Origin of the sequence: Marivivens donghaensis, from assembly GCF_011806565.1 — a bacterium.
GTDB lineage: Bacteria > Pseudomonadota > Alphaproteobacteria > Rhodobacterales > Rhodobacteraceae > Marivivens > Marivivens donghaensis_A.
Map to the genome: position 1 here is coordinate 216,672 of NZ_JAATOP010000003.1, position 24,709 is coordinate 241,380.

Genomic DNA, 24,709 nt, shown 5'->3' on the forward strand with positions numbered 1-24,709 from the left:
TCCAGTCAGGCGTTAGCCGCGTGCGAAGGCTTGGTCGAGGTTGTCGTCGCCACCTTCCAGATCGAAGTCGAAACCTGCGCTATCGTCGTGGCGCTGCGCGGGGGAGTGACCCTTGTTCGCCGGAGCGGCATTGCGCGGCTGGCTGCGACGCGGAGCGGCGACGTTCGAGGCGCCATCGACCTTGAAGAAGCTCACGGTCTCCGACAGTTCTGCCGACAGGTCGGCCAGTTCGGTCGCGCTGGACGACAGCTGTTCCGACGCAGAGGTGTTTTCCTGCGTGACGCGGTCGAGCTGGTTGATTGACATGCTGATCTGCGAGGAGCCGGTGGCCAGTTCGCGCGACGCAACGGTGATCTCGGTGACGAGCTGCGAGGTGCGTTCGATATCGGGAACCAGTGCCTGCAACATGTCGCCTGCGCTGGCTGCGGTCGTGACGGTCGAAGCCGACAGCGACGAGATTTCCGCAGCGGCGGTCTGGCTGCGCTCTGCAAGCTTGCGCACTTCGGCAGCCACAACCGCGAAGCCGCGACCATGTTCACCTGCACGGGCTGCTTCCACAGCGGCGTTCAGGGCGAGAAGGTCGGTCTGTCGCGCGATTTCCTGAACGATCATGATACGCTCTGCGATGGTCTGCATCGCGTTGACGGCGTCCGATACGGCCTTGCCCGAAGCGCGGGCGTCTTCTGCCGACTTGGTCGCCATCTTTTCGGTGGTCTGCGCGTTCTCCGACGACTGCTTGATGTTCGCAGCCATCTCTTCGACAGCAGCCGAAGCTTCTTCGGTCGACGAAGCCTGCTCGGTTGCACCCTGCGAAAGCTGCTCCGAGGTCGCGGCCATCTGGTTCGCACCGTTTGACACGTTGCGCACCGAAACCGAAACTTCGTTTACGATGTTACGCAGGTTGGTGACCATTTCGTTCATCGCGTTCTGAAGCTGTGCGATTTCGTCCGAACCCTTCACGTCGAGCGTGCTGCGCAGGTCGCCGTTGGCGATCTTGTTGGCAGCCTTGGCGCTCATTGCAAGGCGGCGCGACAGGCCCATAACGATGATCGTCGAGGAGATGATACCGACCGCAAGCGCGGCAGCAACCAGAATGATAAGGTTCATGCGGTTGGTTTCGAACATGGCGTGGTTGGCGGCAACATCGGCTTCGATTTTGCCGTGGATGGTTTCGTGCAGTTCGTAGAGCTTGTCTTCGACTGCCATGTTCGTCGTAGCGAGAGCGTCATGATACAGCGTGTTCGCCATATCGCCCTGACCCGAAAGTTCAAAGCTGATCACGCGGCGCGCGACGTTTCCGGCTTCGGCGCGAAGCTCCGCAACTTCCTCGACAAGCGGCAGAACGCCCTCGATGTGGCTGTTGCGCATTTGCTCGATGATGGCATCACCTTCGGCCTCGTGCTTCAACATCTCGTCCTGAAGGTTCGGGATGTGGTTCGCAGGCGCGCCCGGCAGGCCGATCAGAATGCGCGAAACAGTATACGCTTCGAGAAGCTGCGCCGCGTGCAGTTCTTCGACCATGAGAAGTTCGGGAAGCTCGACATCGACGACACCCGAGAAACTTTCGTTGGTCTTGGTGAGGTTGTTGATCGCCATCCACGAGGAGAAGGCGAATAGGGCGAACACAAAGGCAAATGTCGCCGCGAGTTTGGCTTTGATTGTAAGGCGCATGGCTTGTCCTCTTTAGGCAGCAGCGGCGCGCTGCGCCATTGCGGTACAAATGGTGGAAAGATCAGGCATCAGGACGAAAGACTCGTCGTTACCCTTGAAGAGACCGGTAACAAAGTCGGCCGGCCACATGCTGTTCGACGGCAGTGGCTCGATCGACGACTTGGGGATCATCGCAACCTCGTGGACGATGTCGGACATGATCGCGACGGTCGCCGGCTCTCCTGCAAGCAGCAGTTCGAGCACAAGGAAACGACGGGCATCTTCGGGACGGTCGGCGGGGCCTTTGTCCGTGATACCCAGCGGCAGGCGCAGATCGGCCAACGGCAGAACCTGCCCGCGCACATTCAGAACCCAAGGGGCGAATTTTCCCGCACCCGGAACACGGGTCATAGGCAGCGGGTCCATAATCTCGCGCAGGTCGGTCGCCGGAATGGCGAGCTTCTGATGCCCGATGGAAAACGTGATCACCGTGATGGTGGCGTTCTTGTTGGTTTCAGCGCTCATGCAGCAGCCTCCTTTGAGCTGTCGACCAGCGGACCGGCCTGTGCGAGCAGTTGCGGCACGTCGATGATCAGCGACACCGTGCCATCACCGAGGATGGTGGCGCCCGAAATCGACCGTGCACTGTGCTGGAGTTTGGAAACCTGTTTGATCACCGTCTGGTTGGTGCCGATGATGTGGTCGACGACGATGCCGATCCGGCTCTCGCCCGCTTCGACAACGACGACGTTCTGTTCCGTGGGCGCATCGCCCGTGCATTCGAAGATGGTGCGCAGACGGATGAACGGCACGAAATGACCACGGATATCGAGGTAATCGCCCGTCCGGCTCGCCAGCGTCTTTTCGGGCGGCAGTTCAAAGATTTCCTTCACCGCCGACATCGGCAGGGTGTAGCGCTCGTCGTCCACTTCGATCAGCAGACCGTCGATGATCGCCAGCGTCAGCGGCAGGCGCAGGGTCACCGTGGTGCCTTCGCCCAGCTTGGACGCGACTTCGATATTGCCGCGCAGCCCTTCGATGGTCCGGCGCACGACGTCCATGCCGACGCCGCGACCCGAAAGCTCGGTCACCGTTTCGGCGGTCGAGAAACCCGGCTCGAAGATCAGCATGAAGATCTGGCTGTCAGTCAGCACCATGTCCGAGTTGATCAGCCCGCGCTCGATAGCCTTATGGCGGATCACGTCGGGGTTCATGCCGCGGCCGTCGTCCTTGACGCGGATCAGCACTTCGCCGCCCGCGTGGACAGCGGACAGCTCGACCTTGCCGATCATCGGCTTGCCAGTCGTTTCGCGCTGTTCCTGTGTTTCCATGCCGTGATCGATGGCGTTGCGCAGGATGTGCACCAGCGGATCGGCCAGCTTTTCGATGACGGTCTTGTCGAGCTCGGTTTCCTCGCCGTGAACCTCGAATTCGACGGGTTTGTTCAGATCGTCCGACAGACCCATAATCAGGCGGCGGCAACGGGCCACGAGCGTGCGCATCGGCACCATCCGCATGGTCATTGTCGCATCGCGCAGACGGGCCGCAAGACGGGCGACTTCTTCGGCGGTGGCGATGATCGCCGCATCACGGCTCTGGCGGGCCAGTTCGGTGAGGCGGGCCTCGACGGTGACAAGCTCACCGACCGAGTCCATCAGCGTATCGAGGCGCGCTGCGGGAACGCGGACCGACGCCGCAGGTTCGGCGGAGGCATCGGGCTTGGCAGCGGGTGCCTTGGCGGGCGGTTTCGGTGCGGCGGGCGCGGGCGCGGGGGCGGGGGCAGCCTTGGGCGCTTCGGCGACCGGTTCTTCCGCAGGCTCTTCGGGCGCAAAGAAACCGACGCCCTGTTCCTCGCCATTCTCGGCGGCAAGCTCGCCAAGATCGAGGTCAAAGCCGCCCTCGGCAGGCGCGTCTTCTTCAAGGCTCCAGTCCGCCTCGGCGAACATGAACACCTCGTCGATGTCCTCGCGGCTGATGCCATCGGGGAAATACATCGACCAGCCGACATAGCAGACATCAATGTCGAGGTCCGACAGACCCGGAACACGCGAGATATCGGCCTTCAGGTCCGTGCCGCCCAGATCGCGCAGCTCGCCCAGAACGACCGACGGAATGGCACCAAGGCCCAGCGCGTCGTCCGTCAGGGTGAAACGCAGGGTGGCACCGGCGGTCTCGGGTTCCGGCTCGGGCAGGGGCTCGCCGAAATCGAGGTCGAGCGGTTCTTCAGCGGCAGGCGCGGGCGGGGCATCGCCCGCATCGCCCGCATCGGCGGTCATCGCGGTCAGCGCCGCAAGGATCTCCTCCCGCACACCGTCCGGATCGTCCGTACCTTCGACAAGGCCGGGGATCTCGTCACGAGCCGCGAGGCCGAGCTTGATCAGTTCGTTCGTCACTTTGACCTGACCCGAGCGGACCTTGTCGAAAGCGGTTTCAAAGTCGTGGATAAAAGCCGCGAGGTCGACAAATCCAAACATCGCGCCGCTACCTTTGATGGTATGCAGATCGCGGAACACCTGATTGACCAGCCCCTCGTCATCGGGACTGACCTGCAAGTCGATGAGACCCCTTTCGAGGCTCTCGAGCAGCTCTCTCAGCTCTTCGTGGAAAATTTCGACCATTTCGTCGGACATCAGCCAAGCACCTTCTTCATCACGGCAAGCAGCTTGTCCTGAGTGAACGGTTTGACCATCCAGCCCAGCGCACCCGCAGCGCGGGCCTGTTGCTTGAGGTTATCTGCGGAATCCGTGGACAGCACGACGATCGGCACACCTTTGCCGTTCGGATGCGCGCGCAGGGCGCGGATCATGCTGATGCCGTCCATGTTGGGCATGTTCTGGTCGGTAATGATGGCATCGACGCGGCTGGTGGTCGCCTTGGCAAAGCCGTCCTGACCGTCCACTGCTTCGAGCACATTATAGCCCGCCTCGCGAAGCGTCAGGGACACCATGCGCCGGATCGAGGGGCTGTCATCTACCGTCAGAATGGTTTTACTCATAATATCCTCAGTGCTCGTTATTTTCTGCTACAGGTTCGGCGAGTGCGAGTTGCGCGCCCAGCGCGTGCAAGGACACGGCCTGCGCAACGGCGCTGTCTGCGCTTGCAAGAACCGTGAAAGTCCGCGCGCGTGCCGCCGCATCAAGCGAAGCGCTCACCATGACCTGAAGCGGTCCGAAGTCGATCTTGGTCACTTCGGTTGCGTCGATCAGGCAGTCACCCTCGTCCACAGCCTCGATCAGAACCTCGAGGAGGTCGGAAGAATCCGCGTGGTTGAGGTCCCCTGTCAGGGCGATTTCGACGTTAGGCATACCTTGCTCCGATCTACCGTTATCGCGACAGCCTGCAGAACTGTCTGGTATGCCACGTCTAACGGTTGATCGAAGCAAACCTTTATGACGCCATCGGCTTGGGCGGTGTATCCTTTTGGACGGGCCGCCCGATCAATGGGTCAGTATTGGAGCTCTTCTCTGCAAATCCCTTGCCATTAACGAAAAGTTTCTGGGGCAAAGCGAAAGATTAATTCCCGTTAAAGTTGACAGTTGTCAATTGATTCAACTTTGAATAACCTTATCTTAAGACCGCCACGCATAGCCTGATCCCCGTCCAACGGAGGGTTTAGCTATGTTCGACATATCCACGTCCGCCTATGTGCTGCCGCAGGTCGCGGTGATGATGACCTTGCATCGCGGCGACCGCCTCGATCAGTTCGAAACCGCGCTCGGATCGGTAGAGGCGCAGGCGGGTGTTGCCGCTGTCCACGTCTATCTGTGCTGCGACGGCCCGCTGCCGGTGGCGCACGAAGACTGGCTCGCCGCCAATCGCGACCGTCTCCACTGCGTGATCCGCAATCCCCGCTGCCTCGGCCTCGCGCAGTCGCTGAACCGCCTGATCGACGTGCTTGGCGAAGAGCCCTTCGTCTTCCGTATGGATGGAGACGACGTGTCCCACGCGGGCCGTTTCGCCGCCCAGATCGCGTACATGAACGACCACCCGACGCTTGGCCTTGTTGGCTGTCAGGTGGTGGATATCGACGACGACGGTACACCTCTGGCCCGCCGTAAATACCCCGTCGCGCAAGAGGACGTGGTGCGTTCCCTCACGCGGGTCATTCCGGTGCTGCATCCGACTTTTTGTATGCGCCGCAGTATCTTGCGCGACCGTAAAGCCCGTTACCCCGCCGCCTATCTGACCGAGGATCTCGCGTTTCTCGTGCGCCTGTCAGAGCTTGGCGTGCAGATCGGGAACTGCCCGCAGACGCTGTTCAGCTGGCGTACAGGGCAGGGCTTCTATCGCCGCCGCACCTCGGTCCGCCGCGGCCTGACCGAGGCAAAATGGTACGCCCGTGCGGTCTACAAGCAACACGGGCTCGTTTCTGCGGGCTACGTTTACCCGATGTTAAGGCTTGGTCTGCGCATGATGCCCGCATCTCTCATGCGGTTGGTGTATCAAAGTAGCCTGCGCAGCCGCATCTCCCGCACTCAAGGCCCGACGGAGGCGTAATGCACATCCAGATGCCAGCGCGCATGTTGCGTCTGCCCAACCTCTCGGGCGACCTCGCGCTGGCGCTTTTGCTGACACTGCCGTTCTGCGCCATGGCCAAACCGGGGTGGCTGGGAAACTTCGACGCGAACTTGTCGCTGTTCGTGCTGGTACCTTTGCTGCCGATCCTCTGGATGACTCGCACGTGGCGGGTCGTGCTGGTGCGAGGCAGGGGCGGTGTGATGCTCCGCGCGGTGGTGGGGCTACTGCTGATCTGCGCGGTGTTCACCGTGATCGGTGGCGTACGCTTGCACTTTGAGGGCGTCACCGCATACGGCCTCGATCCGCTGCCGAAGTCACTGAAGACCGCCATCGTGCCTCTCCTGCTCGCCGTTTTCGTGACAACCGCCGCAGCCGTGCCGAGCCTCGTGCGCCCCGCCGATCTGCAAGCCGCTATGGTCGCGGGCTTTGCCCTCGTCGCTGCGTACACGGCTATTCAGTGGGTGTCGTCGGTCGCGCCAAACGCCATATATTCAATGCTTTGGCCCGCCATTGAAGGCGCGAGGGACAACGGCGGCGTCTCAGCCATCACCCGTTTCGGGCGCATCACCGGCCCGACGATGGAACCTGCCGAACTCGCCAAACTCGCGGTCCTTTTCTTCCTACCGTGGTTCGCATTTCCGGCGGAGTGGCGGGCGAACATCTGGCTGCTGCTCGGTACTCTGACACTCGCCGCGCTGAGCATGTCGATCATCGGCCTCGCGCTCGTTGGCGTGTCTGCCGTTCTGCTGATCCGCCATTTTCGGTGGCTCGCCCTCGGCGTCATCGCCGCAGCGGTCGGCGCTGTGCTGCTGCCGGGCCTCACAGACCGCCTCGGGAACATCTCGCACGACCCCTCGGCCATTATCCGCAGCCATTATAATGCCGCCGCGCTGGGCCTCATCGCGGAGCGCCCGATCTTCGGCCTCGGTTGGTCGAACGAATTGTTTTTCTACCCCGACCGCGTCGCACCCATCTCCCACCTTTGGGAAGTGTCCGAGGATCTGCGCACCGGCAACGCGCTCACCGCGAAAAGCCTGATGTTGCGGCTGGCAATGTACGCGGGCCTGCCTGTCCTTTTCGGCACCATCGCGATCATCTCGTGGGCGCTCATTGGCGGACGCAGCCGAGCCCTCTCCCGCGCCCGATTTGCATTCACGCTCTTCGCCGTTGCAGGGACCATCGACGGCGGCATGATCACCTCGCTCTACCTCTGGGCGGGGCCGTCTTTGTGCCTCGGCGCGCTCATCGCAGAAAGGCGAGCGCTATGATCCGGCAGAGTTTTCTTGCGCTGGGCCTACGGCTCATGGCCGCCGGAATTGCCTACGCGACGGTCATGCTTTTCGGGCGCTGGATGACGCCGCAGGACTACGGCGATTTCGTCATTGTCCTCTCCGCCCTCGGCTTCGGCGCGGTCATCGTCGGGCAGGGCTATCCGCTCATTCTGCTGCGCTATCTGCACGAGCCGAATGGAGGCGCCGCGCTTTCTGCCGCCAATCGCCGAGTCCTAATGATGGCCCTCGCGGCTGCGCTTTTGGCGGCTGTCATCGCGCCGCGTCCCACGCTGGCCTATGGCGCGGTGCTGCTCCCCGCCTTTGCGCTCTGCGATATCAGCGGTGCGGCTTTGCGCGCCCAAGGCAAGACCACCGCCGCCCTCGCGCCTCGCGATGTCGTCTGGCGTCTGGCTCTGATCGGCCTCGCGCCTGCGGTCGGTTTTGGAGCGTCCACTCTGCTGATTGCCGCCAACCTCATTCTCTGGCCGATTGCCTTGGCGATGTGGGCCGCTGCGAGGTTGCCCCGAACTGGCCACGCGCCGCCGATGCAAAGGCCCGCGCGGCGCGTGTGGACGACGATGCTGGCGAATGCGGGCCTCGCGAACCTCGATACGCTTTGCATCGCTGGGGTTTTCGGACCCGAAATCGCGGGCCTTTACTTCGCCGCTGCCCGCACCGCGAGCCTGCCGTCCTTTGCCCTCAACGCCGCGAACACGGTCCTCGGCCCGCGCATCGCTAAAGCGCCCGAGATCGCGGACCTCAGAAAATCGGCGCTGTTCGGCGCACTCCCAGCTTTCGCAGCGTTCTTGGTGTTTTGCGTGGCGGGCGAGCGCATCCTCGCGCTATTCGGCGAGCGGTTCACCGACATGCTACCCGTCGTGCTGATCCTGTCTCTGGGCCAGGTCGTGAACGGAGCCGCCGGACCCGCCGGCCTCATCCTGAATTTGCGAGGGTTTGAGGCGTGCCACAGCCGCATCTCGCTATCGGCGCTCGTCGCGGCGTTGATCGCCGTCCCGATTGCGGCGCTGTTCGGCAGCCCGATCACCGTGGCCATCACGTCGACTGCGATCCTCATCGCCTACGAACTCGCGCTCTTGCGGGCCGCGATGCGCAAAACGGGGCTATCGATTTCAGTCTTTTCGCACGGAGTTCGCGCATGAAGGCACGTCTACTTCTCGCTCTCGGCATCAATCCACACCGGCGCAGAGTGGGGTCATTTTGGATCAAGATCACCCAATTTGCGGTCGGTACGGTAGAACTTCTGCTGCTCTTCACGCCCTATGTGCGCACTTTCAGGCGCCTGCCCAAAGTCGACCTGATGGTGGTCGGCGCACAAAAAGCGGGGACAACGTGGCTCGACGCCCAACTGCGAGGGCTGAACGATTGTCGTCTGCCGGACATCAAGGAACTCCATCATTTCGACCGAGGGCGATGCTGGACCTTGCGCCGTTATCTGCGGCAGTTGGGAAGCGGGACCGTTATCGAGATCGCGCCGGACTATGGGCCGATGGCAGCGTGGCGCATCCGCGCGATGCGGCGGCTGTTTCCGGACATGAAGGTCGCCATGATCCTCCGTCATCCAGCCGAGAGGGACTGGTCGGGCCTGCGGATGGAGATGGGTTTTGACAGCGGGCGGCCGCTTGGGGACGTGCCGGTGGCCGCGATGCTCCGCTATCTGAAATCCCGTCGCGGGCGTCGGTACAGCGACTATAGCACCCATATTTCAAGGTGGAGTGCTGTGTTCGGGCGCCAAAACCTGCTATTGGTGCCGTTCGACGATATCGCGCAGGATCCGGCGGGGGTGGTAGAGCGCGTCTTGAGCCACGCGGATTTGAACGCTGGAGCGCCGACGATTTCGCCTGAGCCAGTATTCGCGGGAGAGGCGCAAAACCCTCCACCCGCTGTCGCGGCCTTTTTAAACCGTCGGGCGGGGGCGCAAATTGCCAAACTTCCGCCAGAGTGGGCGGAGCGGTGGGATCGGCAGTTACAGACCTCGCGGTCGGGTAAGGCTTTGTATATCTGCGGGTTTTGTCCGAACCAGAGGGCGACGTCTTCGGGGCAGAAGCTGGCGCATCGGAAGATCACCGAGATGGCGATGCATTTCGCGCAGGTCGACGTTATCTATTTCCGGAACAAACTGGATCGTCTTGACCCTCAGCCTGCGAATTGGCCTGCGAATGTGCGCGTCCTAAAAGACTTCGAAGTGGGTCCAAAGCAGCGCCTTCTGGGTGCGTTACGCTGGCCTCATCTGCCGAAATTTGCCTCTGCGCGGCGCTGGGCGGCTGGGCGTGTGATCGGCAGGCTTGTGCAATCCGCAGACTATCGCGCGTTTTATGCTGACTTTTCGCAAGGCGCGGGCGCGATATCGGAGGACTCGTTGCCGTTATTCGAATTCCGGCAGCATGATGTGGTGTCGAAGCTTTATGATCGCATGGCGGTTCGGCGCCCGATGTTGAGGCTTGAGGCTTTGCTCACGCGCCGTTGGGAGCGGCGGGTTTGGTCGCGTGTCGCGCAGGTGACGACCTTGTCCGAAGAAGACGCCGCAGAAATCAGCGCGGTTGGCGTGGAGGCGCGTGCGGAACCTGTGTCGGGGACGGTTTCGATCGCGAAGCCCGCGCCGATTTCGGGGCGCATCATCTTCTGGGGCAACATGGCCCGTGCGGAGAATGAGGACGCGGCAGTTCGTTTGGTGAACGACATCCTGCCGCGCGTGAAAATCGCAGTCCCCGATGCGCACGTCTGGATTGTCGGCGCCCATCCGACCGAAAGGGTGCGCGCGATTGCTGCCAAAGACGTGACGGTCACCGGCTTCATTGAAGACCCCTCGCCAGTTTTGGCAACGGCTTCGGTGGCTGCGGTGCCGCTCAGGCTCGGGTCGGGGGTCAAAATCAAAGTGCTGGAGACGTTGGAGGGCGGCATTCCGACCGTGGTCTCTCCGGTGGGCGGGGAGGGGATCCCCGACCACCCGATCTTGACCCGCGTTGATGATGACCGCGCCATGGCGCACGCGATCATCGATATTCTGACGGCTCAGAACGTGCCCGCGGCAAAGAGCGACATGCGGGAGATGGCGAACGGAGGCACCCAATCAGGACCGACCGAAATGCGGGAGAAGAAGTGCTCGGCCCCGCCCGCGTCCGTTGCGGCGATGTCGAATGTGCCCGTCGGTGCGGCCCAGTTGACGGCGTCGGCCTCGCGCAGCGCGGGCGCGCCTGAGGTTCCGATATAGCTGGTGCCAGCCGCGCCCTGTTCGAACTGAGCGGCGAGCAGAATGACGTCCTCGCCCGCCACCGCGCTGCCCGGACCGAATCCGATATTCAGATCGCCCGTATAATTCGGCGTGAACTGGATGGTGAGGCGAAGGGCGCCACCAATTGGGACGATTGCCACGTTTCCGACAGTGCCCGCGTCGGTGGTCTCGACCACGATGCCTTGGTCGACGAGGATGCGCGTTTCCGTGCCGCCCGCGTTGTCGCGCAGGATGCAGCGGGCTTTACCGGAGGTGCCGAGGATCAGCCACGCAGACAGGCAATAGACCTGACCGGCGCTCACCGGCGGACGATTGGTGTGGAGAAGGCGGTGCCACGTAGCTCCGTTCGAGCTGATCCGGCACCCGCCAAAACGGCCAAGCGCGGCGAGCGAAAGCATCTCGGCATTGCCGCCCGAGGCGGTCCAGCCGCCCGCCGTATCGGCAGCGCTGAAGTGGAGGAGGTTGGTCGACGCGCCCTCGATCAGCGCGGCGGGAACGCCTCCGGTATCCGAGGTGCGCAGGGTGTTAGCGGGGGCGTCGATAAACGCGCCGCCCGCGATGCTGATCCCCGCGCTATTGCGCTGAACGCCAAAACCGGCGGGGTAGACCTGCCGCGCGATGTCCCATGTGGCGATGGGGGCGGCGACCGCGCGGGTCGCTTGGAATTTAACGCTCGTTTTCATCACCAGCCCACCATGATGCCGGAAGCCGTGGTGCCCGTGGCGTGGATGCGGGTCGCCTCGATCAGGTGCCAGCCTGCGTTCAGCGCGGGGGTTGTCAGCGTCTGCCCGCCCGCCGTGGTGAGCGTCACCGCGCCGCCGTCCGCGAGGTACATCCACTGCGATACGACGGACAGATCTGTGTCGTCGGACGGCGTGACATTAGCGAGGTTCGCGGGGCCGCCAGCGCGGCTGCGGGTCTGCGAGGCGTAGGGATCGTGAGCGGTCATTGGGTGTCTCCTGTGCTTTGATCCGGACATTAACCCGCAGCGGTTAACGCGCGCCGAAGGGTGCGTACGGTGCTCTTTTCGCGAATGCAGCATTGCTTTGACGGGGCGGGGCGGGGTACTCCTGTGGGCATTGAAAAGCCCTTTTCATTGGTAAATTTGGAGTTTCCCGTGGCACCGAAATTCGGAACGAGTGGTCTGCGTGGTCTTGTGACCGAACTGACCGACGAGCTTGTCGGCGATTACACCCGCGCGTTTATTAACGCTTGCCCGCATGGCTCGCGCATTTACGTGGGTCAGGATCTGCGCCCGTCCTCCGAAAGTATCGGTGAAGCCGTCATCCGCGCGATCCGCGAACAGGGAGTCGAAGCGGTTGATTGCGGCGTGGTGCCGACCCCCGCGCTGGCCCTCGCGGCGAAGGGCGCGGGCGCGGTGATGATTACCGGCAGCCACATTCCAGCGGACCGCAACGGGCTGAAATTCTACGTGCCGACGGGCGAAGTGTCCAAGGCGGACGAGCAGGCGATTGTCGCGGCTTACGACGCCAAGGTCGCGCCGGCCGGTAAGGACGCTTCCGTCAAAGAATATGGTGCGATCGCGCCCTACGTCGACCGCTATGCCCGCGCGTTCGGTGACACTGCGCTCGCCGGTTTGCGCATCGGCGTTTACCAACATTCGTCGGTCGCGCGTGATGTGATGATGGCGGTGATCGAACGCCTCGGCGGCGTGTCCGTTGCGCTCGCGCGGTCCGACACGTTCATTCCGGTCGACACGGAAGCGGTCGATCAGGGCACGCGCGATATGCTGCGCGGCTGGTGCGCGGAGCACGGTCTGTCGGCTGTGATCTCGACCGACGGCGACGCGGACCGCCCGATGGTGACGGACGGCGACGGCAACGTGATCCCGGGCGATATCCTTGGCGTTCTGACCGCACGGATGCTCGGGGCAGAGGTCGTTTGCACGCCGGTGTCATCGAATTCGGTCGTCGGAATGCTGCCGGAGTTCGGCACCGTCCACATGACCCGCATCGGCTCGCCCTTCGTGATCGCCGCGATGGAAGAGGCGCTGGCCGAAGAGGGCGCGAAGGTCGTCGGGTTCGAGGCGAACGGCGGGTTCCTCCTCGGGTTCGAGGCTGATGCACCTGCCGGAAAGCTGGAGCCGCTGATGACCCGCGATTCCATTCTACCGATCGTTGCGCCTCTGGCTGCGGCGAAGGCTGCGGGCCGCACCTTGGCCGAGCTGGTGGCGGAACTGCCGCCGCGCTTTACCGCTGCGGACCGCGTGACGGAAACGCCGACCGATAAGTCGAAGGCTCTGCTGGCGGAGTTGTCGGAAGACGCTGCGAAGCGTGCGGAGTTCTTTAGTGCGCTGGGCGGAGTTGCGAATGTCGATCAGACCGACGGTCTGCGCGTGACGTTCGAAAGCGGTGATGTTGTTCACCTGCGCCCGTCGGGCAATGCGCCCGAGTTCCGCGTGTATGCGGAAGCGAGCACGCCGGAACGTGCTCGCGAATTGGTCGACATGTATATGGAAACGGTAGGTGGCGCGCTGCGATAACGCAGCGCGCTCAGTCGCTTAGCTGTAGTAACCGGTGTAGCGGTAGGACTTTTCCTGCCCTTCGTGGCAGTTCAGGACCGACACCATTGCAGTGCCCTGACGGACCGAGTCCGTCAGCTGTTCGTAGCAGGTGCGCAGGTCCGACTGGTTGGTTACGCCGTAGCGCACACAGACCACAACGGCGTCCGCCATCGGCGCGATGTAGCGGGCGTCGACCACGGGAACGAGCGGCGCGGTGTCGATGATGATGACGTCGAGCGCCTTGCGGGCGTTCTTGATCAGCTCTTCAAACGCAGCCGACTGAAGCGGCGCGTCGGTCGGCACGTTGCTGCGGCGCTTACCCATCATGATACCCAGCGGGGTCTTCGGGTCGGCATCGTAGAATTCGCCGGTCGAATGCTCGGACGAATTGCCGTCGATCAGATACTCCAGCAGGCCGTGCTGGGGCTCGGCACCGATCAGCTTATGCTGGCTCGGCTTGCGAAGGTCGCCGTCGATCAGCAGCGTGCGCTTGCCCGCGATGGCGTAGGTGCGGGCGAGCGACAGGGCGTCGGTCGACTTACCCTCGGCGGGGATCGAGGAAGTGACCATGATGACTTTGCCTTCACCCGGTTTGTCGGGCACCTGAAGGTCGATCGTAGCGCGCAGGCGGCGGAAGGATTCCGCGATCATCGACATCGGCTCGTCGACCAGACGGTCGGCCACCGACAGCTCGTTGGTGCCCTGCTGAACCTTGGGGATCACAGCGGCCACGCGGAGCGGGATGATGTTCGCAAGCTGGCTGGCCGAAACAACGCCGCCGAAGAAGTATTCGTTGGCGAAGGCAATCGCGACACCGATACCGAGGCCGGCGACCAGCGCGAGCGCCAGTTCGAGCTTCTTGTTCGGGAACGATGCATTGCGCGGCGGCAGGGCTTCGGAGACGATGCGGCTGTCCGCGATCTGCACGAGAGCCTGTGTTTCGATATCGCGCATACGCGACAGCAGCGTGTCGTACTGACGCTGGGCGATCTGGGCTTCCTGCTGGAGGCTGTAGATCTCTGCCAGCGTTTCGGGGCTCAGGTTCGAGGCGAGCACTTCGTCACGGATCGCGCCGCGAATGGTGGTGCCTTCGTCCTGATAGCTGCGGATCGACATGTCGAGGTCGGAGACGGCGGCCTGCGCCTGGCTTTGCAGTTGGTCTTCGATCTGGGCGAGGCCGGAGGCAAGGTCGATGGCCTCGGCGGTGCCTGCTTCGGTGCCAGCAAGACGACGCTGGAGAGCCTCACGCTGCTGGTTCAAGCGGGCGAGGGCGGCATCGCCGACCTGCTGGGCCAGTTCGTCGTAGTTCTGGTTGGCCAGCGCCTGACGGGCAGCGGTCTGGCTGGCGCGCGCCATATCAAGCTGCTGGTTCATCGCGGTCAGATCGCCGCGCAGCTGCGAGATACGGTCGGATCCGATTTCGCTTTCGAGGCGCGACAGGTTCTGGTCGATGTAATCTTCCAGCGCGCCGTCGGTGTTGGCCAGCGTTGCGCGGGCCTGAGCCAGCTGGTTCTGGATCACGTCACGTGCGGACAGCGAGGAGTCGACCTTCGACGTAACCTGCTGCGCGATGTAATTCTGCGCGTGGGCGTTCGCGATGTCAGCGGCGCGCTGCGGGCTTTCCGACGTGGCCGAAACCGCGATCAGGTAAGTCAGGCCGCGGCGGCGGACGGACAGGCTGTCGTTGAACTTGCCCAGCGTGCTTTGCAGCAGGTCTTCGCCGGTCGGCAGTTCGTTTACGTCCATACCGAGAGCTGCGCGCAGCTTGTCGGTGATGCCGAACGAGGGGCCGTATTCGTCGGTGAGGTACAGCTCCTGCGTCTGGATCGTCGTCAGCGCAAGGCTGTCGGATTTCAGGATTTCCACTTCGCTTTCGAGGCGGGCGTTATCGGCCTGCGAGCTGGTGGTGCCTGTCTCAAGGTCGAGGACGTTTTTCCCTTGCGGATCAACCATAAGGAGGGTCGTCGCAGTGTATTGGGAAGTCGCCTGAGTCAGGTGGAAGAATGCAATCGCAAGGGCAACAATCACCGTCAGAACAATGAGTCGTGCCTGGCGTCTGATGATTGAAAGAATTTCCTTGAGGTCGATAAAATCGGAATCTTGGTCAGTCATGCCAGTCCTAGTCAAATAAATCAGTTCAATTACTGGTACACAAAGAATTCGGGTCGCTTATGGCGGCTGCGTTCAAGGCACACAAGACGGTTCAGGTTTGAAAGAGAACTATCGTGTCGTCGTCACGCAAGATACGCGCAGCGGTCAATTTGCCAGTTTTGTAGGCACCTGTATCAATATTGATGCGATTGGGATGCTGCTCTACTTCGTTGACGATTACATGACCATGGATGAGAAAATTCTCGCCCTGGTATGCATCCGTGTCATTGGCATCACCCCACATGAGGGTCGAGGGCGTCTGCTGTTCGAGCGGCAGACCAAGCTCGTAGGTTGCATGGGCAAAGCGGTAACGGCCGACTTCAAGTGCGACCGGAAGGTTCTTGAGGAAGGTCTGGTGCTCCTGTGGAACGGCGGCTTCAGTCATGTGCGACAGCTTGGACGGCGAAGCGCTGAAGTTGCCTTCGGCATCCGGCTTCAGACCGTAGGACAGCAGCGTTTCGGTGCCGCCCCAGACCAGCCAGTTCATGTTGTCGGACGGATCCTTGATGAACTTGATCATCATGTCTTCGTGGTTGCCGCGAATGGCGATCCGCGTGAAACCCTTGGGGGCAGGGGACATGAAGTGCTCGATCACGCCACTGCTGCCGGTCGAGCGGTCGATCAGGTCGCCGAGGCTGACGATCAGTTTCGGGCCTGCGATATTGGCGCCGTCCGCAATGATCTGCTGTTCGAGCTTTTGTAGCAGATCGAGGCGTCCATGAATGTCACCGATCGCATAGATCGCGGCGGGCATCGACGGAAGGCGGAGGAGTTTCGTGTCGGGTTTGGGCTCGGCAGGTTCGGACTTTCGGAAAAGCTTGAACATCAAGCGGACTTTCTACGGAAATTGGCAACACCAAGTGCCAGAATGATTACAAATACAAAGTTAACGCCCGGAAACTCGAAGCTGAAATCAACGAGAGAGTGCAGCGCTGCCTGCACGATAACACCGCAAGCGACCGCTGGCCCGATAAATCCGTGCTCGCGGCGTTTCCAAGCAGCGAATGATGAAACAAACGCCATTGCGACGATCACCGGAGGGATGCTGCCCAAGATGACGCCAGCTTCGCTCCAGAGCGCGAGGTAGGTGTTGTGCGCGCGGTCCCAGATCAGCGTCGTGTTGAGGTCCGGCTGGTGGAACAGTTCGAACGCGATCTGATAATTGTCGAAGCCGTAGCCGAGCAACGGATGTGCTGCGATCATCGCAAGGGTCTGACGGTAGAGTTCAATGCGGCTTTCGGAATCGCCAGCCGTGAAGATTGCTCGCTCGATCATGCCTTGGCCGAAGCTGAACAGGAATACGGCACCCAGAACCGCGCCGACACCCACCAACCAGAGAACCGTTTTGCGCATCTTAACGCCGGCCTTCTTGTTCATCAGCAGTAGCGTGACAACGCCGCCGACCACGGTTGCCGCCATACCCGCGCGAGATTGAGTGGCCAGCAAGGTGCCGGCCATCAGCGCCAGCATACACAGGCGCATCGTGGCCTCGATATGGCGCGGCGTGATGCCTTTGCTGCCGCCAGGGCGGCGCATTTGCGGGTCGTTGAATTTCTTGATGGTCACCGCGATGCCGGTGATGATCCCCATGCCGATGAACGTCGCAAAGGTGTTGCGGTTCACAAAGGTGCCGGTCGCATAGCCGAGGTAGTAGGTCTTTTCACCCCATAGGAAGCTGTCACCGAGGAACGAGAACGTTATCAGCGCAAAGACTGCATGAACCAGAATTCCGTAGAAAATCCACGACATAATGCGTTCGACACGGTTGATATTCTCCGCCACCCCGAGCGCCACGATGAAAACAAGCGCGTAGCTGCACCAGCGGATGATGCCTTGCAGCGAAGGGCCGCCGGCGAGGGTCAGTTTTGCAGTCTCGATAATTGAGCCGTCCTGAAGGCCGATCTCGCGTCCGATGGGCAGAAATTGCAGCAGCAGGCCGATCACGAACAGGGCGCCAGCAATCGCGATGAGGGGGTGTTGAGTGATCGGAGGCTTTCTCTTCGGGTCGATCTGGTAGATGACCAGCATTTGCAGGGTGCAGAGTACAACCGCGGCAATCGCCAGCATCATTTGCGGCACGGGCCGCGCGCCGCCCAGCGGGATTGGCGCGATCAGTGCGAGCAGCACGACCAGCACGGAAAAGATGTTGTTGGCCTGACTGGTGGAGGCGGCGCTCGGCTTGCCTTCGTCACGGGCCACCATCACTTCTTCGAACACAATCTCGGCGGAGTCGGCTTGCGCAGTAGTCTGGGTCGTCTCGCGCTTTTCTTTGAGCTTGTCTTCGAAGTTATTGAAGTCGATCACGTGTTAAGTTCCTTGCAGTCTTGCTCGTACACCGCTGAGGAAGCGGCGCTGCATGGACCCGTCGGCGGTCTGAACCGTCGCAACGAGCTGGTCCTGAAGTGCGGGGAAGCGGAAGTAGAGGTCGATGAGACCTTGGGAAAACTGGTAGCTTCCAAGGACAGTTTTGATGTCGTCCTCAATGAAATCTGGAATGCCGTTGGTACCGTTCTTCGCCGCGACGATATAGGCGGCTTCGACGCGGCGGAGCGCGTACCATGCATCGTTGGGGTTGGTGCGGTGAGAAATACTTAACGGTGATTCGTATAAATCAAACTCGCCTTTAGTAGCTGCCACCGCGCCCACTACCAGATGTGGCAAAGACATGGTTGGTGCGTCAGCGATGACCTCTTTCGCGCGTGCTGCACAGGTATCGGCGATCGCATTGCGTGCATCTGCAGCGTAAAAGTCCGCTGTCTGGGACAAAAGTCCGCTCGCGCAGCTGCGAAGTTGGCCGTTTCGGGAGAGGTTCGCACCTGCATCATCAAGGGCAAACTGGCCCTCGTACTGCATCTGGTACATCGTCCGGAATTCGAGATTCTGCTGCCGTAGCGACTTGAATTCATTGGGTATTAGAACTGCAGAGCCTGCTATGATCAACAGCGAAGCGGCCCCTATGGCAAGCCTGATCACGAATCCTCCGGCACGGTGTTAAGTAATTTGGTAGTTTTTGTCTTAATACTATCGTTCAGCAGATGCCACGATAGGCGACAATTTGTTCAATATACTCGCAGAACGTTGTTTTAGGGTAACCGAAATGGTATCGAATGGTGGATATCAATGCCAACGGGTATTCTGCACTTGCAAAAGGGTAGTGCCTGTGGCCCTAGTTAATGAAATTAGCCCCACACGAGGTAGTACGATGAAAAATGTTGTTAAAGTTCTCGCAGTCTCGGCGGCCCTCGCTGGCGGCGCTGCAACCATCACTTCGGCTCAGACGATCACCACCCAGGCAGACGTTGAGGCACAATGCGCAGCCGCTCCGGAAACCTGCGCTGCTCTCATCGCCCAGTACGGCGCTGCTCTGGCCGCTGCCGGCGCTCCGGTGAGCCAGATTGCGCAGCTCGTAGCCTACTCGAAGCAGTTCGTAGCCCAGAACCCGGTCTACCGCGAAGTTATGGCTTCGTCGGTTGTGTCGGTTGCCTCTTCGGTTGCTAACGGCGCTGCAACCAACCCCGGCTACACCGCATTCGCTTCGCAGGTTGTTGCTGACGCGCAGGACATCGATCCGGGCGTCGACTCCGGCACCGTTGTCGGTCAGAACCCGGCTTCGGCAGGCTAATAGCTGCACTACAGAATTGATGAAAAGGCGGGCCTTCGGGTCCGCCTTTTTTCGTTCCAAAGCCCTCATACGCAGGCCATGAGCGGAGTTTAGCCTAGCCGTTGCGATGTTAACGGGCTTGCGACTTATGCGCGAAAAATTCCGCTTGTGAGACTCATGAAACGGTGCGCTAGCTCGGCCATCGGGCGCTATTGCCCCTTCGAGGTAGTTAAAGATGAAGAGTGTTATCAAGTCGGCCGCTCTGGTTCTGGCAGTTGCGGGTATCTCCACGGCACCAGTTTTCGTGCCGCAAGCGCAGGCACAACAGGCCGTCATCCAAGTCGCATCGCTGGAAGACCTTATCGCGCAGTGCAATGCCGATCCTGCGATCTGTGCGACGCTGATCGCGAGCTATGGTGCGGCGCTTGTCGCAGCGGGCGCTTCGGTTGAGCAGCTCACCGCCCTGTCGAACTTCGCAGTCGATTTCTCGAACGGCGCGGGCGCTGCTTATCGTTCGGCGATTGCAGGTGCGATCGTTGCGGTTGCGACCCAAGCCGCCAACAATCCGGCCTATATCGGGCTGGCATCGCAGATGGTTGCGGCGGCGACGACGATTGACCCGAACGCTGACGTTGGCACCGTTGGTCAGGCTCCTGCCTCGCCGGCCTAAGTTATCGAGACAGACAGAAAACAAACGGCGGGTCAGTGCCCGCCGTTTTGCGTTAGGCGCATTCGCGCACGCCCATGCGGATCATATCTCGTCCGCTGAGGTTGATAAGATCGGTCGAAGCATAGCGGCCGGTGCGCAGGAACCACGTGCGCAGCTGCGGCGGATAGTAATACGCCATCGTCTGCGACCACGCTTCCCACTCCTGACGGGTGATCCGGCGGTCGGTGCGGGCAGGGCCGTGGAACGCGAAGGTCGCGTTGCGGCCGACGCAGGTGTTGGGCAGGCCAAGATACATGGTGCAGGCAGATGCGCAGTAACCGTTGCGGATTTCGATGGGCTGGCCAGTGACCTGAAGCCGTCCGATTTCGGCCATGCGTTGGCTGAGGACGCCGCCGCGGTCATTGGTGATGCGGAGCACACCTTGGGCCGAGCTGGCGGTCGGCAGCGTGACCAGCGAAACCAGAAGAGCGATTGCGGCAAGCAGATTGCCAAGTTTTGAAACAAGCGATCCCGCTCCCGTGCAAGCCATTGCACGAGCTGCGAGACCACCGAAGTGATCTTTACGCATGAGTTACCCCGTATACTTTCCCACTTGCCGCCCCACGCGGCCCTTAGGTGTTACGGTACTCGTGACGGCTTTCGGAATACCTAATTTAGATTCCTAAGCCTTTGCTTTTTCAGCGTTATCTGTTTCGAATTTTTATCAACCTTAGGGCTAATGCTGCTGGAAAACCGGTTAGCGATAAGCCTGCGAAGGTCAGGGAAAGCCTACTTCTCGTTATATTCCGATATCGCAATGATTACGTGAGTGGCTCGTAATACACTCAACTATTAGACTTTAGAGATACTAAAATAGCCCGTTGCTCGCCCATTGCGGAAGTGACTCGTGCCTGCAAACCAAAGCCTGTAAGCAAGCGGAATGAAAGATACCTTCGAAATTTTCGTTTCCGTGGCCCTCGGGCTTGAAGATGTGCTCTGTGCCGAGGTGGCGGAGGCGGGATTTCCGTCGCCGCAGTCCGTGCAAGGCGGGGTGAGTTTCGAAGGAAATTGGGTCGATGTGTACCGTGCCAACCTCGAATTGCGGGGTGCGGCGCGTGTTTTGGCTCGAATCGGAGAGTTCCGCGTGATGCACCTCGCGCAGCTCGATAAGCGTGCGCGGAAGTTCCCGTGGGGCGATGTTCTGAAAAAGGACGTGCCGCTGAAGGTCGACGTGACATGCCGCAAATCGAAGATTTACCACGACAAGGCCGCACGTCAGCGGATCGAAACCGCGCTGACGGAAGACTTCGGGGCGACGATTGCTGAGGATGCGCCTGTCGTTTTGAAAGTGCGGATCGAGGATGACCTCTGTTCGATCAGCGTCGATACCTCGGGCGAGAGCCTGCACAAGCGCGGCCATAAGGAAGCTGTCGGCAAAGCGCCGATGCGAGAAAATCTTGCCGCGCTGTTCCTGCGGGAATGTGGTTACACGGGTGCCGAGCCGGTGGTCGATCCGATGTGCGGCTCTGGCACGTTTGTCATCGAGGCGGCGGAGATCGCGATGGGCCTGCAACCTGGCCGGTCGCGGGAGTTCGCGTTTCAGAAGCTCGCCAATTACGACGATAACGCGTTCCAGAAGCTGAAAAAGGCGGGCGGGTCGACAAAGCTGCGCTTCTTCGGCTCGGATCGCGACGCCGGCGCGGTGCGGATGAGCACGCAGAATGCGGAGCGGGCAGGGGTGTCGGATGTTGTTGCGTTCAAAAATCACGCGGTCAGCGACCTCCAGCGTCCCGAAGGCGCGGAAGGATTAGTCATCGTGAACCCGCCCTATGGCGCACGGATCGGGCAGCGCAAACTGCTTTACGCGGTTTACGGTGCTTTGGGAAAAACGCTGATGGAGAAGTTTAGCGGCTGGCGGGTCGGCATAATCACGAGTGATGCAGCTCTCGCACATGCGACCGGCCTGCCGTTCATTCCCGAGCCCATTTCCGTGTCTCACGGTGGGCTGCGGGTGCAACTGTTCAGAACCGAAGCTCTGTAACGGCGGGCGGCCCTATTAATAGCGGCCGCCGCGACCTCTGTTCATGCCATCGAGAAACGCAGTGAACATAGCTGCGCGCGGGTCGACTGCGGGGAGGCGCGGTCGGTATCTTCGCGAAATCGCCATACAGACTGCCGAACCGAGTGCGAGAACCGCGCCGATAATTGCCGACGCGGCGATCTCGCCCAACTCGATGGCGAGCCAAGCCCAGAAGGCCCAGCCCAACATCAGGACCGAAGCGGTCCCGAGGACGGCAGCGATGAAGCCGAAGCTCAGGCGCGTGCCGATACCTGCGAGTCTGGGAAACATCAGCATATTAGCGGCGACGGGTCAGAAGGCCGATCGCAAAGCCGATAGCAGCAGAAACGGCTACGGCACCGGCCGGATTTTCGCGGATCATCTCTTCGGCTTCCATAGCCTTCATCGAAGTGTATTCCTTCGCGCGGTCAGCCTGACGCTCACCGGCCTTACGGTATTCGTCGAAACGGTCCTGCGCGGCGCTCGATGCTGCCGACGTCTTGTTCGAGGCAATGTCCGAAACGGTCTGGGCAAGGCTCTTGAGATCAGCGCGCAGAGCCTCGAGGTCCTTCGAGATGTCTGCTTTGTGCTCGTTCAGGTCTGCCTTGTCGCGGCCGTTCAGTTTAGCGTCGTTGGTCGGGTTAGCGGCGGTAGCCATAATAATTTCTCCTTCGAAGGAAGTGCATTTGCTAAACCAACGCCCTTTCACGGAGTCCGTTCCTGCCTTTTTCAAAAAAATGAGAAACCGTCTTTTTTCGAAAAATGCGGAACCAACTGCTTCGACCACGGGTTGTAGTTGCAAATGCCGGTCACGGTGCCGGTCACACAATTTGAAGGAGTTACTACTATGCTTGGTTGGGCTGTTACCTTCCTCGTTATCGCCATCATCGCCGCTCTGTTCGGCTTCGGTGGCATCGCCGGCGCTTCGGCTGGTATCGCACAGATCCTGTTCTTCGTATTCCTGGTTCTGTTTGTTGTCGCCATGGTGGCACGCGCTGTTCGCGGCAAGCCGCCGGTTTAAGATTTAAAGAAAGAGGGCAGTTTGTGACTGCCCTCTCTTTTCTTTGTGTTTGCAAGTTCTAGTTGATCCGATGTTGCGCGGATCTGAGGTTTTCCAATCTTTTCCAAGTAATAATGTGCCGGCATTTCGTCGGTCGGTTTTTGTAGAATTGCTTTTGAACATAGCCGCTTGAGATATTTCAGCTCGTTGGTCGCGGTGTCCCTTGGGTGATCTCTTCCTGTTCCCGGATCACCCTCTTTAGTCCCGCTCGGTCGTCCCGCCGAGCGGGGCATTTATTTTGCCCTGAGCCCGGTGACGTGCAGACACAAAAAAACGCGCCCGAAGGCGCGTTGTAGTGTTGAGGACTTTACGCTCGTCTTAGGCTTTGAGCGTTTCCGTCGAAGCAAAGAACATCGCTTGGCTGACAGCCGAGCGGACCTGTTCTTCGGTGTAGGGCTTGGTGATGACAAATGCCGGTTCGGGGCGTTCGCCGGTCAGCAGGCGTTCGGGGAAGGCGGTGATGAAGATCACCGGAACATCGCCCGCGGCCTTGAGGATCTCGTTGACGGCATCAATGCCCGACGAGCCGTCGGCCAGTTGGATGTCCGACAGGATGAGGTCAGGACGTTCCTGATTGAACAGGTCAACCGCAGCTTTGTGGGTCGGAGCGACACCAGTGATGCGGTGGCCCATGTCGGCAACGATGGACTGGAGATCAAGCGCAATGATCGCCTCGTCTTCGATGACCAGAACCGAACCGGCCACGCTATCTGCCATTTCGGAGATTGCGCGTTCATAAAGCTCGCTTACTTCGTCTTCGTCGATGCTCATGATCACAGCGACTTCGTCGTGGCTGAAGCCTTCGATCGTTTTCAGCAGCAGAACTTCGCGGCTGTTGGTCGTGAGGCTGTTCAGGTGACGCTGGGCACGCTGCGCAATGTTGTCGTCGAGTTCAGGCGAGGGCGAGCCAGTGCTGACCCAGATCGCATGGAAGGACTTAAACAGGGCAACCTTGGGCGAATGGCCTTCCTGGAAAACGGTACGATCTACCAGCAATGCCTCAAGCGTCGCGGCCGCATAGCGGTCACCTGTTGTCTGGCTACCAGTAAGAGCGCGCGCATAACGACGAAGGAAAGGAAGCAATCCTGCCACGGTGACGGATAGAAACGTCTCGTTGGCGTTTGTCGACATTTTTTTGAAAGTCCTCTCATTATTTCTGGAACCAAACGCAGGGAAGCGCGTTTGGTTCCCGCGTACCAGTGAAAAAGTTGGGCCCCAACTAACATTCGGGAAAGTGAATGGACGAGAAGAAAGAAAAGGACGCTCTTGAGGAGCAGATCCGCGAAAATTTGCAGCGGGCGTTCATGGAAAAGGCTCAGGAGAACGTTCCTGACCGGTTCATGAGCTTGCTTGCGCAGCTCAAAGAGCAGGACGAGGCCAGTCATGGTGAAGAATAACGAACCGAAGGATCCGCAGGATCCGCGGGAAGAAATCGTCACCCACCTTGGTCCGATGCGTGCGTTTGCCCTCTCCCTGACCCGTAACGGTGCAGAGGCCGACGACCTTGTTCAGGAGTCGCTGGTCAAAGCATGGAAAAACCTCGACAGCTTTACGCCCGGTACGAACATGCAGGCATGGCTGTTTACCATTCTCCGCAACAGCTTCTACTCGTCGCGCCGCAAGGTCGCCCGCGAGGTGTCCGATCCCGACGGCATCGCTGCTGGCGCACTAGCTGAAAAACCCGCCCACGATGGTCGCCTTGCGATGAACGACTTCATGGCTGCGTTCCAGAACCTTCCGGTAGAGCAACGCGAGGCGCTTTCTCTTGTAGGAGCATCAGGATTTTCCTATGAAGAAGCAGCGGACATGTGCGGCGTCGCCGTCGGCACAATTAAAAGCCGCGTGAATCGGGGGCGCGCCCGTCTCGTTGAACTGCTGCAATCTGAAGGTGTCGATTTCGGTGATATGACCGATCGCGTGACCGAAGCAGTCGTCAATGCGGCTGGACGCAGCGGAGGGGTCGCTGCTTGAAACTA

At 60.6% G+C, this 24,709-nt stretch carries 25 protein-coding genes and 1 pseudogene; 11 read left to right on the forward strand and 15 right to left on the reverse strand.

What is annotated here, in order from left to right; genetic code table 11:
* Nucleotides 1-12: 12 nt before the first annotated feature.
* From HCZ30_RS06390 to HCZ30_RS06410, 5 genes are read right to left on the reverse strand one after another with little or no spacing between them, the layout of a single operon-like run.
* Entirely contained in the window at nucleotides 13-1,671 is a 1,659-nt protein-coding gene (locus HCZ30_RS06390) for a methyl-accepting chemotaxis protein (RefSeq protein WP_167637448.1), read from the reverse strand.
* A gap of 12 nt (nucleotides 1,672-1,683) precedes the next feature.
* Nucleotides 1,684-2,175 carry a chemotaxis protein CheW gene (locus HCZ30_RS06395; RefSeq protein WP_167637449.1) on the reverse strand — a complete coding sequence of 164 codons (492 nt, stop codon included), beginning with the start codon at nucleotides 2,173-2,175 and terminating at the stop codon, nucleotides 1,684-1,686.
* A complete protein-coding gene (locus tag HCZ30_RS06400) occupies nucleotides 2,172-4,280 on the reverse strand; it encodes a chemotaxis protein CheA (protein WP_246212636.1) in 2,109 nt (702 codons plus the stop codon). The genes HCZ30_RS06395 and HCZ30_RS06400 overlap by 4 nt, the downstream gene beginning before the upstream one ends.
* Nucleotides 4,280-4,645 (reverse strand): response regulator, encoded by a 366-nt coding sequence (locus HCZ30_RS06405; protein WP_167637450.1) that lies wholly within the window; start codon nucleotides 4,643-4,645, stop codon nucleotides 4,280-4,282. The genes HCZ30_RS06400 and HCZ30_RS06405 overlap by 1 nt, the downstream gene beginning before the upstream one ends.
* 7 nt (nucleotides 4,646-4,652) lie before the next feature.
* A complete protein-coding gene (locus tag HCZ30_RS06410; protein WP_167637451.1) occupies nucleotides 4,653-4,955 on the reverse strand; it encodes an STAS domain-containing protein in 303 nt (100 codons plus the stop codon).
* Nucleotides 4,956-5,268: 313 nt separating this feature from the next.
* On the opposite strand from HCZ30_RS06410, the gene HCZ30_RS06415 reads away from it, so the two are divergent.
* The 4 genes and pseudogenes from HCZ30_RS06415 to HCZ30_RS06430 all read left to right on the forward strand — a co-directional run.
* Complete coding sequence (locus HCZ30_RS06415; RefSeq protein WP_167637452.1) at nucleotides 5,269-6,147, forward strand: glycosyltransferase; 879 nt, start codon at nucleotides 5,269-5,271, stop codon at nucleotides 6,145-6,147.
* Entirely contained in the window at nucleotides 6,147-7,436 is a 1,290-nt protein-coding gene (locus HCZ30_RS06420) for a hypothetical protein (RefSeq protein ID WP_167637453.1), read from the forward strand. The genes HCZ30_RS06415 and HCZ30_RS06420 overlap by 1 nt, the downstream gene beginning before the upstream one ends.
* The gene (locus HCZ30_RS06425; protein ID WP_167637454.1) at nucleotides 7,433-8,599 is read left to right on the forward strand and encodes a lipopolysaccharide biosynthesis protein; all 1,167 of its coding nucleotides are present in this window, start codon (nucleotides 7,433-7,435) and stop codon (nucleotides 8,597-8,599) included. The genes HCZ30_RS06420 and HCZ30_RS06425 overlap by 4 nt, the downstream gene beginning before the upstream one ends.
* Before the next feature lie 158 nt (nucleotides 8,600-8,757).
* Nucleotides 8,758-10,455, forward strand: a pseudogene (locus tag HCZ30_RS06430) (glycosyltransferase); the annotation flags it as partial.
* A 14-nt stretch (nucleotides 10,456-10,469) separates the two neighbouring features.
* On the opposite strand, the gene HCZ30_RS16875 reads toward HCZ30_RS06430, so the two are convergent.
* Nucleotides 10,470-11,372, reverse strand: coding sequence for a phage head spike fiber domain-containing protein (locus tag HCZ30_RS16875; RefSeq protein ID WP_432442756.1), 903 nt, complete (start codon nucleotides 11,370-11,372; stop codon nucleotides 10,470-10,472).
* Entirely contained in the window at nucleotides 11,372-11,638 is a 267-nt protein-coding gene (locus tag HCZ30_RS06435) for a spike base protein, RCAP_Rcc01079 family (RefSeq protein WP_167637456.1), read from the reverse strand. Before HCZ30_RS06435 ends, HCZ30_RS16875 begins: the two co-directional genes overlap by 1 nt.
* 168 nt (nucleotides 11,639-11,806) lie before the next feature.
* Here HCZ30_RS06435 and HCZ30_RS06440 point away from each other — a divergent pair, with 168 nt between their 5' ends.
* Nucleotides 11,807-13,192: a phosphomannomutase gene (locus HCZ30_RS06440; protein ID WP_167637457.1), complete on the forward strand. Its 1,386-nt coding sequence runs from the start codon at nucleotides 11,807-11,809 to the stop codon at nucleotides 13,190-13,192.
* Nucleotides 13,193-13,210: 18 nt separating this feature from the next.
* Here HCZ30_RS06440 and HCZ30_RS06445 read toward each other — a convergent pair whose 3' ends face one another.
* From HCZ30_RS06445 to HCZ30_RS06460, 4 genes are all read right to left on the reverse strand, one after another.
* The gene (locus tag HCZ30_RS06445; protein ID WP_167637458.1) at nucleotides 13,211-15,325 is read right to left on the reverse strand and encodes a GumC family protein; all 2,115 of its coding nucleotides are present in this window, start codon (nucleotides 15,323-15,325) and stop codon (nucleotides 13,211-13,213) included.
* Between the two features lie 91 nt (nucleotides 15,326-15,416).
* Nucleotides 15,417-16,190, reverse strand: coding sequence for a metallophosphoesterase (locus HCZ30_RS06450; protein WP_167637459.1), 774 nt, complete (start codon nucleotides 16,188-16,190; stop codon nucleotides 15,417-15,419).
* Nucleotides 16,190-17,668, reverse strand: a complete 1,479-nt coding sequence (locus HCZ30_RS16815; RefSeq protein ID WP_167637460.1) for an O-antigen ligase family protein — start codon at nucleotides 17,666-17,668, stop codon at nucleotides 16,190-16,192. The genes HCZ30_RS06450 and HCZ30_RS16815 overlap by 1 nt, the downstream gene beginning before the upstream one ends.
* Before the next feature lie 3 nt (nucleotides 17,669-17,671).
* The gene (locus HCZ30_RS06460; RefSeq protein WP_167637461.1) at nucleotides 17,672-18,337 is read right to left on the reverse strand and encodes a hypothetical protein; all 666 of its coding nucleotides are present in this window, start codon (nucleotides 18,335-18,337) and stop codon (nucleotides 17,672-17,674) included.
* Between the two features lie 229 nt (nucleotides 18,338-18,566).
* Here HCZ30_RS06460 and HCZ30_RS06465 point away from each other — a divergent pair, with 229 nt between their 5' ends.
* A complete protein-coding gene (locus tag HCZ30_RS06465; protein WP_167637462.1) occupies nucleotides 18,567-18,986 on the forward strand; it encodes a hypothetical protein in 420 nt (139 codons plus the stop codon).
* A 214-nt stretch (nucleotides 18,987-19,200) separates the two neighbouring features.
* The gene (locus HCZ30_RS06470) at nucleotides 19,201-19,635 is read left to right on the forward strand and encodes a hypothetical protein (protein WP_167637463.1); all 435 of its coding nucleotides are present in this window, start codon (nucleotides 19,201-19,203) and stop codon (nucleotides 19,633-19,635) included.
* A gap of 52 nt (nucleotides 19,636-19,687) precedes the next feature.
* Here the strand turns inward: HCZ30_RS06470 and HCZ30_RS06475 are convergent, their stop codons facing one another.
* Nucleotides 19,688-20,203, reverse strand: a complete 516-nt coding sequence (locus HCZ30_RS06475) for a hypothetical protein (protein ID WP_167637464.1) — start codon at nucleotides 20,201-20,203, stop codon at nucleotides 19,688-19,690.
* 351 nt (nucleotides 20,204-20,554) lie between these two features.
* Between HCZ30_RS06475 and HCZ30_RS06480 the strand changes: the two genes are divergently transcribed.
* Nucleotides 20,555-21,655 carry a THUMP domain-containing class I SAM-dependent RNA methyltransferase gene (locus HCZ30_RS06480; RefSeq protein ID WP_167637465.1) on the forward strand — a complete coding sequence of 367 codons (1,101 nt, stop codon included), beginning with the start codon at nucleotides 20,555-20,557 and terminating at the stop codon, nucleotides 21,653-21,655.
* A gap of 15 nt (nucleotides 21,656-21,670) precedes the next feature.
* On the opposite strand, the gene HCZ30_RS06485 is transcribed toward HCZ30_RS06480, so the two are convergent.
* Both HCZ30_RS06485 and HCZ30_RS06490 read right to left on the reverse strand, forming a co-directional pair.
* The gene (locus tag HCZ30_RS06485; RefSeq protein WP_167637466.1) at nucleotides 21,671-21,964 is read right to left on the reverse strand and encodes a hypothetical protein; all 294 of its coding nucleotides are present in this window, start codon (nucleotides 21,962-21,964) and stop codon (nucleotides 21,671-21,673) included.
* Nucleotides 21,965-21,971: 7 nt separating this feature from the next.
* Nucleotides 21,972-22,331: a DUF883 family protein gene (locus tag HCZ30_RS06490; protein ID WP_167637467.1), complete on the reverse strand. Its 360-nt coding sequence runs from the start codon at nucleotides 22,329-22,331 to the stop codon at nucleotides 21,972-21,974.
* A 189-nt stretch (nucleotides 22,332-22,520) separates the two neighbouring features.
* On the opposite strand from HCZ30_RS06490, the gene HCZ30_RS06495 reads away from it, so the two are divergent.
* On the forward strand, nucleotides 22,521-22,694 hold the full coding sequence (locus HCZ30_RS06495) for a DUF1328 domain-containing protein (protein ID WP_167637468.1): 174 nt from the start codon (nucleotides 22,521-22,523) through the stop codon (nucleotides 22,692-22,694).
* A 357-nt stretch (nucleotides 22,695-23,051) separates the two neighbouring features.
* Here HCZ30_RS06495 and HCZ30_RS06500 read toward each other — a convergent pair whose 3' ends face one another.
* Nucleotides 23,052-23,864, reverse strand: coding sequence for a response regulator (locus HCZ30_RS06500; RefSeq protein ID WP_167637469.1), 813 nt, complete (start codon nucleotides 23,862-23,864; stop codon nucleotides 23,052-23,054).
* A gap of 107 nt (nucleotides 23,865-23,971) precedes the next feature.
* On the opposite strand from HCZ30_RS06500, the gene HCZ30_RS06505 reads away from it, so the two are divergent.
* On the forward strand, nucleotides 23,972-24,130 hold the full coding sequence (locus tag HCZ30_RS06505; protein WP_167637470.1) for a NepR family anti-sigma factor: 159 nt from the start codon (nucleotides 23,972-23,974) through the stop codon (nucleotides 24,128-24,130).
* A complete protein-coding gene (locus HCZ30_RS06510; protein WP_167637471.1) occupies nucleotides 24,117-24,704 on the forward strand; it encodes an RNA polymerase sigma factor in 588 nt (195 codons plus the stop codon). The genes HCZ30_RS06505 and HCZ30_RS06510 overlap by 14 nt, the downstream gene beginning before the upstream one ends.
* The last annotated feature ends 5 nt before the right edge of the window (nucleotides 24,705-24,709 follow it).